The organism is Streptomyces sp. NPDC049915 (assembly GCF_040656475.1).
Classification (GTDB): domain Bacteria; phylum Actinomycetota; class Actinomycetes; order Streptomycetales; family Streptomycetaceae; genus Streptomyces.
In genome coordinates this window covers 46,888-62,773 of sequence record NZ_JBFAMH010000005.1, presented here as the reverse complement: position 1 = coordinate 62,773, position 15,886 = coordinate 46,888, and the positions used below count along the sequence as shown (strand labels likewise).

The 15,886-nt window shown below is 72.5% G+C and carries 14 protein-coding genes and 1 pseudogene; 11 read left to right on the top strand and 4 right to left on the bottom strand.

The window, feature by feature from the left end:
- Window positions 1–1,161 (bottom strand): L-rhamnose isomerase, encoded by a 1,161-nt coding sequence (gene rhaI / locus AB0J12_RS10075; RefSeq protein WP_363263784.1) that lies wholly within the window; start codon window positions 1,159–1,161, stop codon window positions 1–3.
- A gap of 289 nt (window positions 1,162–1,450) precedes the next feature.
- Here rhaI and AB0J12_RS10070 point away from each other — a divergent pair, with 289 nt between their 5' ends.
- The 9 genes from AB0J12_RS10070 (at window position 1,451) to AB0J12_RS10030 (ending at window position 10,898) form a co-directional block, all read left to right on the top strand.
- Window positions 1,451–2,968: a sugar ABC transporter ATP-binding protein gene (locus AB0J12_RS10070; RefSeq protein ID WP_363263783.1), complete on the top strand. Its 1,518-nt coding sequence runs from the start codon at window positions 1,451–1,453 to the stop codon at window positions 2,966–2,968.
- A 61-nt stretch (window positions 2,969–3,029) separates the two neighbouring features.
- Window positions 3,030–4,103: an ABC transporter permease gene (locus AB0J12_RS10065; RefSeq protein ID WP_363263782.1), complete on the top strand. Its 1,074-nt coding sequence runs from the start codon at window positions 3,030–3,032 to the stop codon at window positions 4,101–4,103.
- Window positions 4,096–5,082 (top strand): ABC transporter permease, encoded by a 987-nt coding sequence (locus tag AB0J12_RS10060; RefSeq protein WP_363263781.1) that lies wholly within the window; start codon window positions 4,096–4,098, stop codon window positions 5,080–5,082. Before AB0J12_RS10065 ends, AB0J12_RS10060 begins: the two co-directional genes overlap by 8 nt.
- Window positions 5,083–5,207: 125 nt before the next feature.
- Window positions 5,208–6,290 (top strand): rhamnose ABC transporter substrate-binding protein, encoded by a 1,083-nt coding sequence (gene rhaS, locus AB0J12_RS10055; RefSeq protein WP_363263780.1) that lies wholly within the window; start codon window positions 5,208–5,210, stop codon window positions 6,288–6,290.
- A gap of 23 nt (window positions 6,291–6,313) precedes the next feature.
- Entirely contained in the window at window positions 6,314–6,634 is a 321-nt protein-coding gene (locus AB0J12_RS10050) for an L-rhamnose mutarotase (RefSeq protein WP_363263779.1), read from the top strand.
- 53 nt (window positions 6,635–6,687) lie between these two features.
- Window positions 6,688–7,710 (top strand): LacI family DNA-binding transcriptional regulator, encoded by a 1,023-nt coding sequence (locus tag AB0J12_RS10045; protein ID WP_363263778.1) that lies wholly within the window; start codon window positions 6,688–6,690, stop codon window positions 7,708–7,710.
- 113 nt (window positions 7,711–7,823) lie between these two features.
- Entirely contained in the window at window positions 7,824–9,125 is a 1,302-nt protein-coding gene (locus tag AB0J12_RS10040) for an alpha/beta fold hydrolase (RefSeq protein ID WP_363263777.1), read from the top strand.
- Between the two features lie 91 nt (window positions 9,126–9,216).
- Window positions 9,217–9,960, top strand: coding sequence for a PIG-L deacetylase family protein (locus tag AB0J12_RS10035; protein WP_363263776.1), 744 nt, complete (start codon window positions 9,217–9,219; stop codon window positions 9,958–9,960).
- A gap of 35 nt (window positions 9,961–9,995) precedes the next feature.
- The gene (locus tag AB0J12_RS10030) at window positions 9,996–10,898 is read left to right on the top strand and encodes a sigma-70 family RNA polymerase sigma factor (RefSeq protein WP_363263775.1); all 903 of its coding nucleotides are present in this window, start codon (window positions 9,996–9,998) and stop codon (window positions 10,896–10,898) included.
- 6 nt (window positions 10,899–10,904) lie between these two features.
- Here the strand turns inward: AB0J12_RS10030 and AB0J12_RS10025 are convergent, their stop codons facing one another.
- Window positions 10,905–12,440, bottom strand: coding sequence for a cytochrome P450 (locus tag AB0J12_RS10025; RefSeq protein WP_363263774.1), 1,536 nt, complete (start codon window positions 12,438–12,440; stop codon window positions 10,905–10,907).
- A 108-nt stretch (window positions 12,441–12,548) separates the two neighbouring features.
- Between AB0J12_RS10025 and AB0J12_RS10020 the strand changes: the two genes are divergently transcribed.
- Both AB0J12_RS10020 and AB0J12_RS10015 read left to right on the top strand, forming a co-directional pair.
- Window positions 12,549–13,157 (top strand): TetR/AcrR family transcriptional regulator, encoded by a 609-nt coding sequence (locus AB0J12_RS10020; RefSeq protein WP_363263773.1) that lies wholly within the window; start codon window positions 12,549–12,551, stop codon window positions 13,155–13,157.
- 23 nt (window positions 13,158–13,180) lie between these two features.
- Window positions 13,181–13,474: pseudogene (locus AB0J12_RS10015) on the top strand (DUF2470 domain-containing protein); the annotation flags it as partial.
- Here the strand turns inward: AB0J12_RS10015 and AB0J12_RS10010 are convergent.
- Entirely contained in the window at window positions 13,442–14,653 is a 1,212-nt protein-coding gene (locus AB0J12_RS10010; RefSeq protein ID WP_363263772.1) for a lactonase family protein, read from the bottom strand. The pseudogene AB0J12_RS10015 and the gene AB0J12_RS10010 sit on opposite strands and share 33 nt — an antisense overlap.
- A gap of 158 nt (window positions 14,654–14,811) precedes the next feature.
- Window positions 14,812–15,861 (bottom strand): hypothetical protein, encoded by a 1,050-nt coding sequence (locus tag AB0J12_RS10005; RefSeq protein WP_363263771.1) that lies wholly within the window; start codon window positions 15,859–15,861, stop codon window positions 14,812–14,814.
- Between the last annotated feature and the right edge of the window lie 25 nt (window positions 15,862–15,886).

Sequence of the window (15,886 nt, the reverse complement as noted above, 5' to 3'; positions counted from 1 at the left end):
TCACGCCCCCCACCCGGCCTGCTCCCCACCCACCCGCTCAGCCACGATCTTCCCGGCCCACCCGGACCGCGCATACGCAGCCAGGGGATCGGGATCCAGCCCCATCTCCGCCCGCACCTGACGCAGCAACGGCCGCACATCCGTGTTGAACGCATCCATCAGCACGGCATTCGCGCCCAGCACATCCCCCGCGGCCTGCGCCGCAGCCAACGCCCCCCGATCGACCAACAGCGCTTTCGCCGTCGCCTCCTGCACGTTCATCACGGAACGCACAATCGCCGGGATCTTCGCCTCGATGTTGTGGCACTGGTCGAGCATGAACGCCACCTCGGAGGCGAGCCCACCCCCGCGCACGACCTCGTACATGATCCGGAACAGCTGGAACGGATCGGCCGCCCCCACCATCAGGTCGTCGTCCGCGTAGAACCGCGAGTTGAAGTCGAACCCGCCGAGCTTCCCCTCCCGCAGCAGCGTGGCGACGATGAACTCGATGTTGGTCCCCGGCGCGTGGTGCCCCGTGTCCACGACGACCTGTGCCTTCTCGCCCAGCCGCAGACAGTGCGCGTACGCCGTCCCCCAGTCCGGCACATCGGTCGTATAGAACGCCGGCTCGAACAGCTTGTACTCCAGCAGCATCCGCTGCCCCTCGCCCAGCCGCTCGTACACCTCCGCTAGCCCCTCGGCCAGCCGGTCCTGCCGGGCACGGATGTCGTCCTGCCCCGGATAGTTCGTCCCGTCCGCGAACCACAGCTTCAGATCGGCGGAGCCCGTCGCGTCCATGATGTCGACGCACTCCAGCAGATGATCGACGGCCTTCCGGCGCACCGCCGCGTCCGGGTGGCAGATGCTGCCGAGCTTGTAGTCGTCGTCCTGGAAGGTGTTGGAGTTGATCGCGCCGAGCTTCAGCCCGCGCTCCTCCGCGTGCTTGGCCAGCGCCGCGTAGTCGTCGACCTTGTCCCAGGGGATGTGCAGCGCCACGGTCGGCGCGACGCCGGTGACGGCGTGCACCTGGGCCGCGTCGTCGAGCTTCTCGTACGGGTCACGGGGTACGCCCGCCTGGGCGAACACCTTGAAGCGGGTGCCGGAGTTCCCGTACGCCCATGACGGCGTCTCGACGGCCTGGGTCTTGAGCGCGGCCTTCACCGCGGCGAGGTCGGTCACTTCCGGACTCCTGGTGGCATCGGAGAAACGTGGGATCGATGCGGGGGCATCGAGGAACGGCGTCAATGAAACGATTCAGAAAGCGAAGCTATGAGCCCCCCGGAAGCGTGTCAAGACCCCGGTCGAGCACTCTTCGCCGTAATCTGGGCGTGACCTTCTGGCGTCGAAAGTTTTTCGATACGAACCCATTGACGCAGACGAGTGACGCTGTCTACGGTCCCGGCAATCCAGTTGAAACCTTTCACGGCGCTGCGAAGGTCCGACCTGCCGGCGTCGTCGAGGAGCCCTCATGACCCACCCGTCCGACTCGGGGCCGGTCCCGGTGCTGGCGCTCAAGGACGTCTCCAAGTCCTTCGGCGCCGTACGGGCCCTGCGGGACGTCCGCCTGGAGCTGTTCCCCGGCGAGGTGCACGCCCTCGCCGGGGAGAACGGCGCCGGAAAGTCGACCCTGATCAAGACGCTCGCCGGGGTGCACCGGCCGGACGCCGGCCAGGTGCTGCTCGACGGCCGTCCCGTCGCCTTCCACGGCCCCGGCGACGCCCGTGACGCGGGGATCGCCGTGATCTACCAGGAGCCCACGCTCTTCCCGGACCTGTCGATCGCCGAGAACATCTTCATGGGCCGCCGGCCGAAGAAGGCCCTCGGCCGCATCGACCACAAGGCCACCCACGCCGCCACGCTCGCCCTGATGCAGCGCCTCGGCGTCGGCCTCGACCCCGACCGCCCGGCACGCGGCCTGTCCATCGCCGACCAGCAGATCGTCGAGATCGCCAAGGCGCTCTCCTTCGACGCCCGCGTACTGATCATGGACGAGCCGACCGCCGCCCTCACCGGCAGCGAGGTGGCCCGCCTCTTCGGCGTCGTGCGCACCCTGAGCGAGCAGGGCGCAGCGGTGCTGTTCATCTCGCACCGGCTGGAGGAGATCTTCCAGATCTGCCGGAAGGTCACCATCCTGCGCGACGGCGCCTGGATCGCCGGCGAACCGCTGGACGGCATGACCGAGGACGACCTGGTGCGCCGCATGGTCGGCCGCGACCTCGACGAGCTGTACCCCAAGCAGGACGTCCGCCCTGGCGAAGTAGCCCTGAGCGTGCGGCGGTTGACCCGGGAAGGGGTGTTCACCGACGTCTCCTTCGAGGTGCGCAGCGGCGAGATCGTCGGCCTCGCCGGACTGGTCGGCGCGGGCCGCACCGAGGTCGCCCGGGCCGTCTTCGGCATCGACCGCCGGGACGCCGGCGAGGTTTCCGTGGACGGAAAGCGTCTGGTCAACGGGGCGCCGTCGAGCGCGATGGCCGCCGGACTCGCGCTCGTGCCCGAGGACCGGCGGGCCCAGGGCCTGGTGATGGACATGTCCATCGAGCGCAACATCGGCCTCACCGGTCTGCGCACGACCGTGAAGGCCGGCCTCATGGACCGCGGCGCCGAACGCAGCCGCTCCCTCGACTGGGCGGTCAGGCTCCGGGTGAAGTACGCCCGGATCGCGGACGCCGTCTCCACGCTCTCCGGCGGCAACCAGCAGAAGGTCGTCCTCGCCAAGTGGCTGGCCACCAGCCCCCGGGTGCTCATCGTCGACGAGCCGACCCGCGGTATCGACGTCGGCACCAAGGCCGAGGTGCACCGGCTGCTGTCCCGGCTCGCCGCCGACGGGGTCGCCGTGCTGATGATCTCCTCCGACCTGCCCGAGATCCTCGGCATGGCCGACCGCGTGCTCGTGATGCACGAGGGCCGGCTGACCGCCGAGATCCCCCGCACCGAAGCCACCGAGGAAACCGTGATGGCCGCCGCCACCGGGAGGGCCGCCGCATGACGCCCACCGCTTGTGACAGGAGCCGCCGCATGACGCCCACCGCTCCCGTCAGGAGGGCCGCATGACCGTGACCGCTCCCGACCACGCTCCCGTCGCCGACGTGCCCAAGTCCGGCGGCACCCGTCTCGTCGACCGCGTCTTCAAGATGCGCGAACTCGCCATCCTGGTCGTCTTCCTGGTGATGATCGCCGTCACCCAGGCCGGCAACAGCCAGTTCCTGTCCGAACAGGGCATCAAGGACCTGCTGCTGAACGCGACGATCCTGGTGCTGGTCGCCACCGGCCAGTCCCTCGTCGTCATCACCCGCAACGTCGACCTGTCCGTCGGCTCCGTCCTCGGCATCAGCGCCTTCGCCGCCGGCACCTACCTCCAGGGCGGCGGCAACCCCGTCGTGGCGATCGTCCTCGCCGTCCTGCTCGGCGTCGGCTTCGGGCTGCTCAACGGCCTGCTCGTCAGCCTCGGCCAGGTGCCCGCCCTCGTCGTCACCCTCGGCACCCTCTACATCATCCGCGGCATCGACTCGATCTGGGTCGGCTCCCGCCAGATCACCGCGGCCGACCTGCCCGGCTCCTTCGTCGACTTCGGCTCCGGCGGCTTCTCCGCGGTCCCCTACCTGGCCCTGATCGCCCTCGTGGTGCTCGTCGCCACGGCGTACTACCTCAAGCACTACGGCAGCGGACGCGAGTTGTACGCGCTCGGCTCCAACCCCGAGGCGGCGCGGCTCGCCGGCATCCCCGTGCGCAAGCGCATCCTCGCCGCGTACACCTTCTGCGGCGCGCTCGCGGGCCTCGCCGGCGCCCTGTACCTCGCACGGTTCGGCAACGTCGACTCCGGGACCGGCAGCGGCTTCGAACTCACCGTCGTCAGCGCGGTGGTGGTCGGCGGCGTCGTCTTCACCGGCGGCTCCGGCAGCGTCTACGGTGCCGCCCTCGGCGCGCTGCTGCTGACCTCCGTCAACAGCGTGCTGCCCGCGCTCGGCGTCAGCAGCGTGTGGGTGCTCGCCATCAACGGGGCGCTGCTGCTGCTCGCCATCGCGGTCGACCGGATCGTCGCCCTGCGGGTGGCCGCCGCCCTGAAGAAGAAGTCGGCCCATGTGAAGCCGCTCCCGCAGAAGGGGGACACCCGCCATGCCTGAGTCCCTGACCCGTGCCGTCCGCTGGGACACGGTGGTCGGTGCCCTGCTGATCGTCCTGCTCCTGCTGTCGTTCTCCCTCGTGGACGGTTTCGGCAACGCGCTGAACCTGTCCTTCCTCATCGGCAACACCTTGCCGATCGCCCTCATCGCCCTGCCGATGACCCTGCTCGTCGTCTCGGGTGAGATCGACCTGTCCGTCGCCTCCACCGCCGGGCTGTCCGGCGCGGTGATGGGCCGGCTGTGGAACGAGGGCATGGCCATCGAGACGATCATCCCGCTGTGCCTGCTGCTCGGCGGGGTCTGCGGCCTGGTCAACGGCCTGCTCGTGACCCGGCTGGGCCTGCCCTCGCTCGCCGTCACCATCGGCACGCTCGCCCTGTACCGGGGCATCGCGCAGATCGTGCTCGGCTCGAACGCGGTCACCGACTTCCCCTCCGGGTACCTGGACTTCGCCGCCGGGCGCGTCGGTGACAGCTTCCTGCCTCAGGCGTTCCTGCCCTTCCTCGCGCTGCTCGTCATCGCCGTCGTCGTGCTGCACGCCACCCCGTTCGGGCGGTCACTGTTCGCGATCGGCGCGAGCGAGGAGGCGGCACGGTTCGCGGGCATCCGCGTCAAGCGGTCCAAGCTCCTGCTGTTCGTCGCGACCGGTTTCATGGCCTCGCTGACCGGCATCTTCTGGGCGCTGCACTACGCCAGCGCGCGCTACGACAACGCCACGGGCCTGGAACTGTCCGTGGTCGCGGCCGTGTTGCTCGGCGGTATCGACTTCGACGGCGGCAAGGGCACGCTGGGCGGCGCGATCGCCGGGGTGTTCCTGCTGGGTGCGCTGCAGAACGTGATGAGTCTGCTGAACGTCTCCGCGCAGTCGCAGATCGTCGTCACGGGTGTGTTGCTCGTGGTGTCCGTGCTCGGGCCGCGCGTCGCCCGTCAGATCGTCGTCGCCCGCGCGGTGCGCTCCGCGGCTCGCTCCGCCGGCTAGGCCGTTGTGAAGCTGCGGGCCGTCTGTGGCTGGTCGCGCCCGCGCGGCGGCGCCGCACATCAAATACAGCCGCGCGCCCCTTTGGGGCGCGTCCAGCTCACCTCCGTATCTAAGGACTCCCCGCCATGCGTAAGTCTTCCCTCCGCCGTGCCTGTGCCGCCCTCGCCGCCGGGACCTCCCTCGCCCTCGCCCTCACCGCCTGCGGCGGCACCACCAAGAACGACGTGCAGGACCAGGGCTCCGGCTCGGGGGCCGCGGCCGGCAAGGCCGACCCGAACGCCGCCACCAAGAAGGGGCTGACCGTCGGCTTCCTGCCCAAGCAGGTCAACAACCCCTACTTCACCACCGCCGACAAGGGCGGCCAGAAGGCGCTCACCGAGCTGGGCAGCAAGTACAAGGAGGTCGGCCCGTCCAGCGCCACCGACACCGCCGGCCAGGTCTCCTACGTCAACACCCTCACCCAGCAGCAGGTGAACGCGATGGCGGTCTCCGCGCAGGACCCCGGTGCCCTGTGCACCGCGCTGAAGCAGGCCATGAGCAACGGCATCAAGGTCGTCACCTACGACTCCGACACCAAGACCGACTGCCGCAACGCCTTCGTCTCGCAGGCCTCCGCCGAGGACCTCGGCCGCACCGAGGTGCAGCTCCTCGCCCGGCAGATCGGCTACAAGGGCGAGATCGCGATCCTGTCCGCCGCGCAGACCGCGACGAACCAGAACACCTGGATCGGCTTCATGAAGGACGAGCTGAAGGACCCCAAGTACAAGGACGTCAAGCTGGTCAAGATCGCCTACGGCAACGACGACCCGCAGCAGTCCTTCCAGCAGACCCAGGGCCTGCTCCAGGAGCACCCCGACCTGAAGGGGATCATCTCCCCGACCACCGTCGGCATCAAGGCGGCCGCCCAGTACCTGTCCGGCTCCAAGTACAAGGGCAAGGTCAAGCTGACCGGCCTCGGCACCCCCAACGACATGCGCAAGTACGTCAAGAACGGCACCGTCGAGGCGTTCGAGCTGTGGGACCCGGCCCAGCTCGGCGACCTCGCCGCCCGTACCGCCGTCGCGCTGTCGTCCGGGCAGATCACCGGCAAGGAGGGCGAGACGTACAAGGCCGGCTCGGCGACGTACACCATCGGCAAGGACGGCGTGATCAGCCTCGGCAAGCCCACCGTGTTCGACGCCAAGAACATCGATCAGTTCAACTTCTGACGCACGAGGGGGGGACCCGTCCGATGCAGCGCGTGTGCTTCCTGCTGAAGGTCCGCGAGGACCGCGTGGCCGAGTACCGGGAACGGCATGCAGCCGTGTGGCCGGAGATGCGCGAGGCGCTGGCGGCCACCGGCTGGCACAACTACTCGCTCTTCCTGCGCGACGACGGCCTGCTGGTCGGCTATCTGGAGACGGAGGACTTCGAGGCCGCCAAGGCCGGGATGGAGGCCACCGAGGTCAACGCCCGGTGGCAGGCCGAGATGGGGCCCTTCTTCGAGTCCCTCGACGGCGCCCGCCCCGACGAGGCGATGAAACCGCTCACCGAGGTCTTCCACCTGGCGTGACGTAGTGTGAAGCTCTCCCCGCCGCTCCAGAAACCCCAGGAGGTCCCTGCCCGATGGCCCAGTCGGTGGGTATCAAGGACGTCGCCCGTGCCGCCGGAGTCTCCGTCGGCACGGTGTCGAACGTGATCAACCGGCCCGACACGGTCGCCAGTGAGACCCGGGCGCGGGTGCTGTCCGCGATCGACCGGCTCGGCTACGTCCGCAGCGAGTCGGCGCGCCAGCTGCGCGCGGGCCGCAGCCGGATCATGGGCCTGCTGGTGCTGGACATGGGCAACCCGTTCTTCGTGGACGTCGCGCGCGGCGCCGAGCGGGCCGCGCGCGAGGCAGGGCTCGGCGTGATGGTCTGCAACAGCGCCCAGAGCGCGGGCGAGGAGGCCGAGTACCTCTCCCTCTTCGCCGAGCAGCGCGTGCGGGGCGTGCTGCTCACCCCCACCGACGCCTCCGGCCGCAACATCGGCGCCTTCCGCCGGCACGGCATCCCGTTCGTGCTGGTCGACCGGGTCGCCGAGGGCGCCGCCGAGTGCTCGGTGTCCGTCGACGACGTCGCCGGCGGTGCCCTGGCGGTGCGGCACCTGGTGGACGCCGGGCACCGCTCGATCGCGTACGTCAGCGGTCCGTCCGGACTCAACCAGGTCCGTGACCGCCGCACCGGCGCCCTCAACGCCCTCGCCGAGGCCGGGCTCGGCCCGGACGCGCTGCGCGAGATCCCCACCGAGCGGCTCGACGTCGCCGCCGGCCGGGACGCCGGCGCCCGCCTGCTCGGCCTCGCCGAGCGGCCCACGGCCGTCTTCTGCGCCAACGACCTGCTCGCCCTCGGCGTGCTCCAGGCCATGTACGCCGCCGGGGTCGGCGTCCCCGACGACCTCGCGATCGTCGGCTACGACGACATCGAGTTCGCCGCCGCCGCGGCCGTCCCGCTCACCTCGGTGCGCCAGCCCGCCGTCACCATCGGCGCCCTGGCCGCCGAGCTGCTGCTGGAGGAGACCGAGGAGCGGGGCAAGCAGCCGCACGAGCACCGCCGGGTGGTCCTCCAGCCGGAGCTGGTGGTACGCCGCTCCAGCCTGCCGGGACGCTGACCCACCGGTCAGCGACGGGTGAACCGACGTTCAGTTGCCCCGGCGGGGCGCGGCGACCCGGCGTGTGCTGGACTGGGACCGATCGCACCCACCGTCCGCACCGGGGAGACGCGTTGACCACCAGCTACCGCCAGCCCGGCGTCCACCTGACCGACCGCCGCTTCACCGTGCCGCTCGACCACGCCGACCCCGCGGGGGAGACCATCGAGCTGTACGCCCGCGAGGCGGTCGCGAGCGACAAGGCCCGCCAGGACCTGCCGTGGCTGGTGTACCTCCAGGGCGGCCCCGGATTCGGCGCACAGCGCTTCACCGGCCGCACGGGCTGGCTGGACCGCGCGCTGCGCGAGTTCCGCGTGCTGCTGCTGGACCAGCGCGGCACCGGCGCCTCCACACCCGCCAACCGCCAGACCCTGCCGCTGCGCGGTGGTCCGGCCGCGCAGGCCGACTACCTCACGCACTTCCGCGCCGACTCCATCGTGCGCGACTGCGAGGCGATCCGCCCGCAGGTCACCGGCGGTGCCCCCTGGACGGTGCTCGGTCAGAGCTTCGGCGGCTTCTGCACCGTCCACTACCTCTCCACCGCCCCCGAGGGCCTGGCCGCCGCGCTGATCACCGGCGGGCTGCCCGCCCTCGACGCCCACGCCGACGACGTCTACCGGGCCGCCTACCCGCGCATCGAACGCAAGGTCGCCGCGCACTACGCCCGCTACCCGCAGGACGTCGAGCGGGCCCGCCGTATCGCCGACCACCTGCTCGGCCAGGACGTGGTCCTGCCCGGCGGGTACCGGCTCACCGTCGAGGCCTTCCAGTCCCTCGGCATCCTCCTGGGCACCGGTGACGGCAGCCACCGCCTGCACTACCTGCTGGAGGACGCGTTCGTGCCCACGGTGGGCGGCCGGCAGCTGTCGGACGCCTTCCAGGAGGAGGTGCGGGGTCTGCTGTCGTACGCCGCGCACCCGCTGTACGCCCTCGTGCACGAGTCGATCTACGGACAGGACGCCCGCCCCACCGCCTGGGCCGCCGAACGGGTCCGCTCCGAGTTCCCGCAGTTCGACGCGGCCAAGACGCTCGCGGGCGACGGGCCGCTGCTGTTCACCGGCGAGACGGTCCATCCCTGGATGTTCGACTGCGACCCGGCGCTGCGCCCGCTGAAGGAGACCGCCGAACTGCTCGCGGCCCGCACCGACTGGAGGCCCCTGTACGACCGTGAGCGCCTGGCCGCGAACGAGGTACCGGTCGCCGCCGCCGTCTACCACGACGACATGTACGTCGACGCGGACCACTCCCTCGCCACCGCGCGGGCGATCCGCTCCCTGCGCACCTGGGTGACCGACGAGTTCGAGCACGACGGGGTGCGCGTGGGCGGCCCGCGGGTCCTGGACCGGCTGCTCGCCCTCGCCCGCGACGAGGTGTGAACGCCGGCCGTTCGCAGCTCGGCGCACGGTCATCTCCGTCAAGATCCACAAAGGACCGGTCATCGCCCTCCGCACGGGTTACTGTGCGCCCATGACCGAGCCGACGAACGCTCAACTGCAGCCCATGCCCGAGGACTGGCAGCGCGCCCTGGCCGTGGTGGCCCACCCGGACGACCTGGAGTACGGCTGCTCGGCGGCCGTCGCCGCCTGGACCGACGCCGGCCGCGAGGTCGCGTACGTGCTGGCGACCCGCGGCGAGGCCGGCATCGACACGCTGGAGCCCGCCGTGTGCGCCCCGCTGCGCGAACGGGAGCAGCGCACAAGCGCGGCGGCCGTCGGGGTGTCGAGCGTGGAGTTCCTCGACCACCGCGACGGAGTGATCGAGTACGGCCCGGCGCTGCGCCGGGACATCGGGGCCGCCGTCCGCCGCCACCGGCCCGAGCTGATCATCACCCTCAACCACCGGGACACCTGGGGCGGCGTCGCCTGGAACACTCCCGACCATGTGGCGGTCGGCCGGGCCACCCTCGACGCCGCCTCCGACGCGGGCAACCGCTGGATCTTCCCCGAACTGGCCGAGCAGGGCCTTGAGCCCTGGGACGGCGTGCGCTGGGTCGCGGTCGCCGGCTCGGCCTCGCCCACCCACGCCGTGGACGCCACGCCCGGCCTGGAGCGCGCGGTGCGCTCGCTGCTGGAACACCGCACGTACATCGAGGCGTTGACCGAGGAGGACCCGGAGACCTACGCGCGCGGATTCCTCACGGCGAACGCCCAGGCGGCGGCGGAACGCTTCGGCGGTCGTCCGGCCGTGGCCTTCGAACTGTTCAGCAGATGACACGGCAGCCGACGACACGCGGGGGAGACGCGCCCATGGACACCACCCAGGCACTGGCCGACCGCTTCGAGGAGCACCGCGGGCATCTGCGGGCCGTGGCCTACCGCATGCTCGGCTCGCTGGCCGAGGCGGAGGACGCGGTGCAGGAGACCTGGCTCAAGCTCAGCCGCACCGACTCCGACGCCATCGAGAACCTCGGCGGCTGGCTGACCACCGTGACCGGCCGGGTCTGCCTGGACCTGCTGCGCTCGGGCGCCGCACGCCGCGAGGAGCTGATCGACGACCGCGTCGACGCCTTCGTCCCGGACCTGGAACTGCGGCCGCTGTCCCGGCTCGACCCCGAGCAGGAGGTCCTGCACGCCGACTCGGTGGGCGTCGCCCTCCTCGTCGTCCTGGAGAACCTGGAGCCGGACGAGCGGCTGGCGTTCGTGCTGCACGACATGTTCGCCGTGCCGTTCGACGACATCGCGCCGATCGTGGACCGCACCTCGGCCGCCACCCGCCAGCTCGCCAGCCGCGCCCGCCGCCGGGTGCGCGGCGCCGAGCCGGCCGCGGAGCCCGACCTCGGCCGGCAGAAGCAGGTCCTGGACGCCTTCCTCGCCGCCTCGCGCGCCGGCGACTTCGAGGCGCTGGTCGGCGTGCTCCACCCGGACGTGACGCTGCGGGTGGACGCCGGGGCGCTCATGCGGGGTCTGGCCGCCTCCAAGGTGGTCCAGGGCGCCAAGACGGTGGCCGAACAGGCGCTCATGTTCTCCCGGTTCGCCGGCAGCGCGCGGCCGATGCTGGTCAACGGCACGGTGGGCCTGGTCAACGCCCCCGAGGGCGGGCCGAAGTCGGTCATGGCGCTCACCATCGCCGACGGCCGCATCACCGGCATGTACATCCTGGCCGACCCCGAGCGGCTGGAGCGCCTGGACTTCGACGGCCGCACCGGCTGACCGGGCTCAGCTCCCGGCCCCGTGCACGGGACAGCGGGGGGCGCGCGGCTCGTCCGCGCGCACGTCGGCGTCCGCTCGCGCGGCCGGCACCTCGGCGGGTGACCGGCGCTCCAGCCGCAGCCGCAGCCCCTCCGGCATCAAAGTGAGCCGTTCGGCCACCCGCAGCCGGTAGCCGGGGTCGGGCAGGAAGGAGTAGCGGCGCAGCAGCAGGCCGAGGACCAGCGTTGCCTCGTGCAGCGCGAACTGGCGGCCGATGCAGGCGCGCGCCCCGGTGCCGAACGGCTTGAAGACATGCGGGGGCCGGGCCCGTACGGCCGCGGCGTCGAAGCGGTCCGGGTCGAACCGCTCGGCGTCCGCGCCCCACACCTCGGGATCGCGGTGCAGCATCGGCGTCAGCACCAGCGCCCAGGCACCGCGCCGCATGGGGTGTTCCCCGGCCAGCACGGTGTCCTGCCGGGCCTCCCGGGCGAAGGCGGGTGCGGTCGGCCACAGCCGCAGCGACTCGTCGAGCACCCGGCGCACGTACCGCAGCTTCGCCACCTGCTCGTAGACGGGCACCTCCGTCCCGCCCCACACCCGCTCGACCTCGGCCCGGGCGCGGGCCGCGACCTCGGGGTGGCGGGCGAGGTAGTACAGGGCGAAGGAGAGTGCCCCGGAGGTGGTCTCGTGCCCGGCGACCAGGAACGTGATGACCTGCCGCCGTACGTTCAGCGCGGACAGCCGCTCCCCGGTCTCCGGGTGGGCGGTCCGCAGCATCCGGTCGAGCAGGTCACCGTCCCCGCCGCCCGCCGCCCGGCGGGCCCGCACGACCTCGTCGACGGTCCGGTTCAGGTACGCCATGTCGGCCGCGTTGCGCCGGCTCGCACCGCGCAGCAGCAGCGGGGCCGCGGGCGCGGGCACGGTGTTGAGCCGCTGCGCGTGGCTGAGGGTGCCGACCATGGCCGTCACGAAGGGGTGCAGCCGGGGCCGCTCGAAGGAGCCGAAGTCGTGGCCGAAGCCGGTGCGGGAGATGGTCTCCAGGGTCAGCTTGGTCATGTCGCCGGGGACGTCGACGCCGTGGCCGTCGGCGGCGGCCCGGTCCCAGTGCTCGGTCAGCCGCGCGGCGACGTCCAGCATCATCGGGTGGTAGGCCGCCATCGCCTCGCGGCTGAACCCCGGCGCCAGGACGTCGTGCGCGAGCTGCCAGTTGGGCTCGTCGTTGTACGCGGTGAACAGCGCGTCCCCGACGACCGGGCGCAGATTGGCGATGCCGAGCCCCACGTGCTTGGCGAAGCGCGACTCGTCGGAGAGGTCCGCGACGAGGGAGCCGCCCCACACGAGCACGAACTCCTTGCCGAAGGCCCGCCGCCGGAAGATCGGGCCGAGCCGGCGGCCGAGCCGCACCGAGTCCTGCACGGGGGTGGTCCGGTTCGCGCCGAGCACGTCACCGAGCAGGGGCAGCCGGTGCGGCGGATGCGGAATGCGGTGCAGCTCGGGCCAGCCCAGCTCGGCGCTGCGGAACCCCCTGGTGTGACGGCCGTGGTCCGCCCTGGCGTCGGCCATGCGCGATCTCCCTTGATCCTGCGGCATGTTGAGCAGTGTTGTACGCCGGTTCAATAACGTGTTTCAGTCTCGTCCCCTTGTTGAATCCACGTCAAGTACAGTGCGGGCATGGCCGCGAACCAGGGGGAGCGCACCCGCCGCCGGCTCAGCACCGCGGAGCGCCGGGAGCAGCTGCTCACGGTCGGCGCCCGGCTGTTCTCGGAGAGCCCCTACGACGACGTGTGGATCGAGCAGGTCGCGGAGATCGCCGGTGTCTCGCGCGGCCTGCTCTACCACTACTTTCCGACGAAACGGGACTTCTTCGCCGCGGTCGTGGAGCGGGAGAGCGAGCGCATGCTGCGCTTGACGGCCGCGGTGCCGGGCGTGCCGGTGCGCGAGCAGCTCACCGCCGGCCTCGACGCCTACCTGGAGCATGTGCGGGCCCACGCCCACGGCTACCGCGCCTTCCACCGTGCCGACGCGGCCGGCGACCGGACGGTGCGGCGCGTCTACCGGCGGGCCCTGGCCGTGCAGGAACGCCAGATCCTTGCCGCCCTGGCGGCCGACCCCGAGTTCGGCCCGCTCTTCGAGCAGCGCCCCGACGTCCGCCTCGCCGTGCGCGGCTGGCTGGCGTTCACGACCGCGGTCTGTCTGGAGTGGCTGCGCGGCTCGGACCTGAGCCGGGAACAGGTGCGGGACCTGTGCGCGCGGGCGCTGCTCGGAGTCCTCGCCGGCTGAACGCCGTCCGTGCCGGGGCCTTGGCACGGCTGCTCACCCACCTCGCCGACACCCACCCCGGCGCCGTCGAACGCCTCACGCGTCTGATCGACCCCGTGCACGGCGCCGTCCGGGTCCGTCCGCTCGCCGTCGACCGGCACGGGCTGACGCTGCGCATCGAACGCGCCCGCACCCACGGCGACGTACGCCTGCCCTTCCACACCCCCGCCGACGACGTCGCGCAGCTCACCGAGCGCATGCACCGCCTGCTGGCCCGGCCGAGCGGCCCCGGCTGCCAGCGCGCCCTACAGCGGCAGCGCGCAGACGGCGACCGGTGACGGGAAGGGGTCGCCGGCCAGGCTCAGGTCGCCGGTGCGGGCGTCCACGTGGAAGACGCTGACCGTGCCCGACTTCTGGTTCGCGGCGAACAGCAGCCGGCCGTCGGGGGAGAGGGCGATCTGCCGCGGGAAGTCACCCTCGACATCCGTCGTGCCCAGCAGCCTCAGCCGGGCGCCGGCCGCCTCCACCGCGTACCTGGCCACGCTGTTGTGGCCCCGGTTGGCGAGAAAGGCGAACCGGCCGTCGGAGGTGACGGCGAACTGCGCCGGGTAGTTGGTGCCGGACTCCGCCCCCGTGGACTGCGGCGCGCCCACGGTCAGCCGGCCGCTTTCCGGGTCGTAGCCGCACACCGTCACCGTGTTGCCGACCTCGCCGGCCAGGTAGGCGTGGCGGCCGCCCGGATGGAAGGTGAGGTGGCGCGGGCCGGTGCCGGGACGGGTGGCGGCCCGCGCGACCTCGGTGAGCTGTCCCGTACGCGGATCGAGGCGGTAGGTGTACACGGTGTCCGTGCCCAGGTCGACGGCGAGGACGTGACCGCCGTCGGGGCTCGTGACGACCTGGTGTGCGTGCGGCCCCTGCTGTCCGGGGCCCGGCGCCGGAGACGTGTGCGTGACCAGGTCCGCCCGCTCGCCGAGGGCGCCCGAGGCGTCGATCGGGTGGACCGCCACGCTTCCGGAGCCGTAGTTGGCGCTCAGCAGCCACCGCCCGCTCGGATGCACCGACAGATGGCAGGGCGCCGCCCCGCCGGTGCTCCGGCTGCCCAGCACGCGCCGGTCGGCGAGATGGACGGCGCTCACCGCGCCGTCCTCCCGCTCGTCGACCGCGTACAGCGTACGGCCGTCCGGATGCACCGCCAGATACGACGGGTCCGGTACGCCGGTCAGCGTGCCCTGCCCGGTGATCCGGCCGGTGCCGGCGTCGTAGACGGCCAGGCCGATGCCGCTGCCGCCGCCCGGCGCGGAGGTGTAGGTGCCGAGGTAGAGCGGGCGCGGCCCGGACGCCGACCGGTCGGCCCGCCGGGAGGGCCCGGCCGCCGTACGCGCGGCGGCGGGCCCGTCGGACTCCCGCTCGGCCGCGCACGCGGCGAGCGCCACGGAGGCGGCGGCGCCACCGAGTGCGCCCACCACACCGCGCCGGCTCCAGCCGGCCCCGCGCACCCCTTGCCCACCACTGCCCATGCCCGCACCTCGAGGAGTCGTCCGCCCGGCCGGTCGTGACAGCCACCCTCGCAAGACGGACCCGACACGCGCAACACCTGTTGCAGGGCGTGCGCCGCGACCGCCGGGCGTCATCGGTGCGACCACCCGGCTCGGGCCTCGGTGCCCCCTCGTGGCCGCTACCAGTCGCCGTCCGTCACCGGCTTGCCCGGGGCGTCCTTCAACGGGTGGATCTGGTGCGGGGCCGGGGCCTGCCACGGGTCGTGGTCGTCGCCGAGCCAGTCGCCGACCGGCAGAACGGATTGCAACGGGTCCGCGGGGGCCAGATCGTCGGCGTCGGCGTCGTAGTAGTCGTACCAGGGCAGGCCCGCCCGGGTGTACGCCGCCCGGTCGACGGGCGAGGGCGGCGGCGCCTCGCCCGTGATGCGGCGCCACTCCGGCGGGGTCACCAGGTGCACGAAGACCCGTCCGGCGGGCTCGGCCGCCCAGTCGGACAGCGGGCGGTCGTCGCGGTAGACCTCCTGGCGCATGGAGCCGCCCACGCCCAGGCCCATCGCCGCCGCGGCGCGCGGCGCGGCACCCGGGGCGGCGGGCGCGGCACCCGCCGCGGGCGCCATGGCGGGCGGGGCGCCCGGCGGCGGCCCGCCGTAGCTGCCGGTCGCGGTGGCGCGAGCCGCCTCCGCGAGACGCCGCTGCTCCTCCCGCCACCGCTGAAGCGCCGGCTCACCGAGCGGGAACGACTGCAGCTGTACGCCGCCCCACACCTCCTCGCCGGTGACCTGGCCCTCCACGGTCGCGCCGAGCCCGAGCGGCACCGCGACGAACTGCCGCACCGTGCCCTTGCCGGAGTTGATGCCGTCCAGCCAGGGCTGGCGGGGCAGGACGACGTAGTTCTGCGGGTCGCGCGACAACCGCCCGGTCCACGCCTTGCCGGAGACCGCGCACACCTTGCCCGCCCCGATCTGCAGGGCGGCCGGCTCGGTGCTGCCGGCGAACGACAGCCACATCGCCTCGCGCAGATACACCGGCAGGATCACACCCCCGCGCGCCCGCCATGCCTCCGGCACGGTGTCCGGGTAGTCGGCGACCCGGCGCACCGGGAACTCGCCGAGCCCCGGAGGCAGCGCATGGGTGCCCGACTCCGGCAGCCGCAGCGTACGGATGAACCGCACCGCCACACCGCCCGGCAGCCGCAGGGTGTTCCCGTCGATCCGCACGCCACCGCTCATCCGCACGCTCCCTCAAGTGGTGCCT

Coding starts and splice junctions, on each gene's coding strand:
- AB0J12_RS10065 (WP_363263782.1), top strand. CDS start 3,030: ATGACCGTGACCGCTCCCGACCACGCTCCCGTCGCCGACGTGCCCAAG.
- AB0J12_RS10060 (WP_363263781.1), top strand. CDS start 4,096: ATGCCTGAGTCCCTGACCCGTGCCGTCCGCTGGGACACGGTGGTCGGT.
- AB0J12_RS10035 (WP_363263776.1), top strand. CDS start 9,217: ATGACCGAGCCGACGAACGCTCAACTGCAGCCCATGCCCGAGGACTGG.
- AB0J12_RS10010 (WP_363263772.1), bottom strand. CDS start 14,653: ATGGGCAGTGGTGGGCAAGGGGTGCGCGGGGCCGGCTGGAGCCGGCGC.
- AB0J12_RS10045 (WP_363263778.1), top strand. CDS start 6,688: ATGGCCCAGTCGGTGGGTATCAAGGACGTCGCCCGTGCCGCCGGAGTC.
- rhaS (WP_363263780.1), top strand. CDS start 5,208: ATGCGTAAGTCTTCCCTCCGCCGTGCCTGTGCCGCCCTCGCCGCCGGG.
- AB0J12_RS10025 (WP_363263774.1), bottom strand. CDS start 12,440: ATGGCCGACGCCAGGGCGGACCACGGCCGTCACACCAGGGGGTTCCGC.
- AB0J12_RS10050 (WP_363263779.1), top strand. CDS start 6,314: ATGCAGCGCGTGTGCTTCCTGCTGAAGGTCCGCGAGGACCGCGTGGCC.
- AB0J12_RS10005 (WP_363263771.1), bottom strand. CDS start 15,861: ATGAGCGGTGGCGTGCGGATCGACGGGAACACCCTGCGGCTGCCGGGC.
- AB0J12_RS10020 (WP_363263773.1), top strand. CDS start 12,549: ATGGCCGCGAACCAGGGGGAGCGCACCCGCCGCCGGCTCAGCACCGCG.
- AB0J12_RS10030 (WP_363263775.1), top strand. CDS start 9,996: ATGGACACCACCCAGGCACTGGCCGACCGCTTCGAGGAGCACCGCGGG.
- AB0J12_RS10070 (WP_363263783.1), top strand. CDS start 1,451: ATGACCCACCCGTCCGACTCGGGGCCGGTCCCGGTGCTGGCGCTCAAG.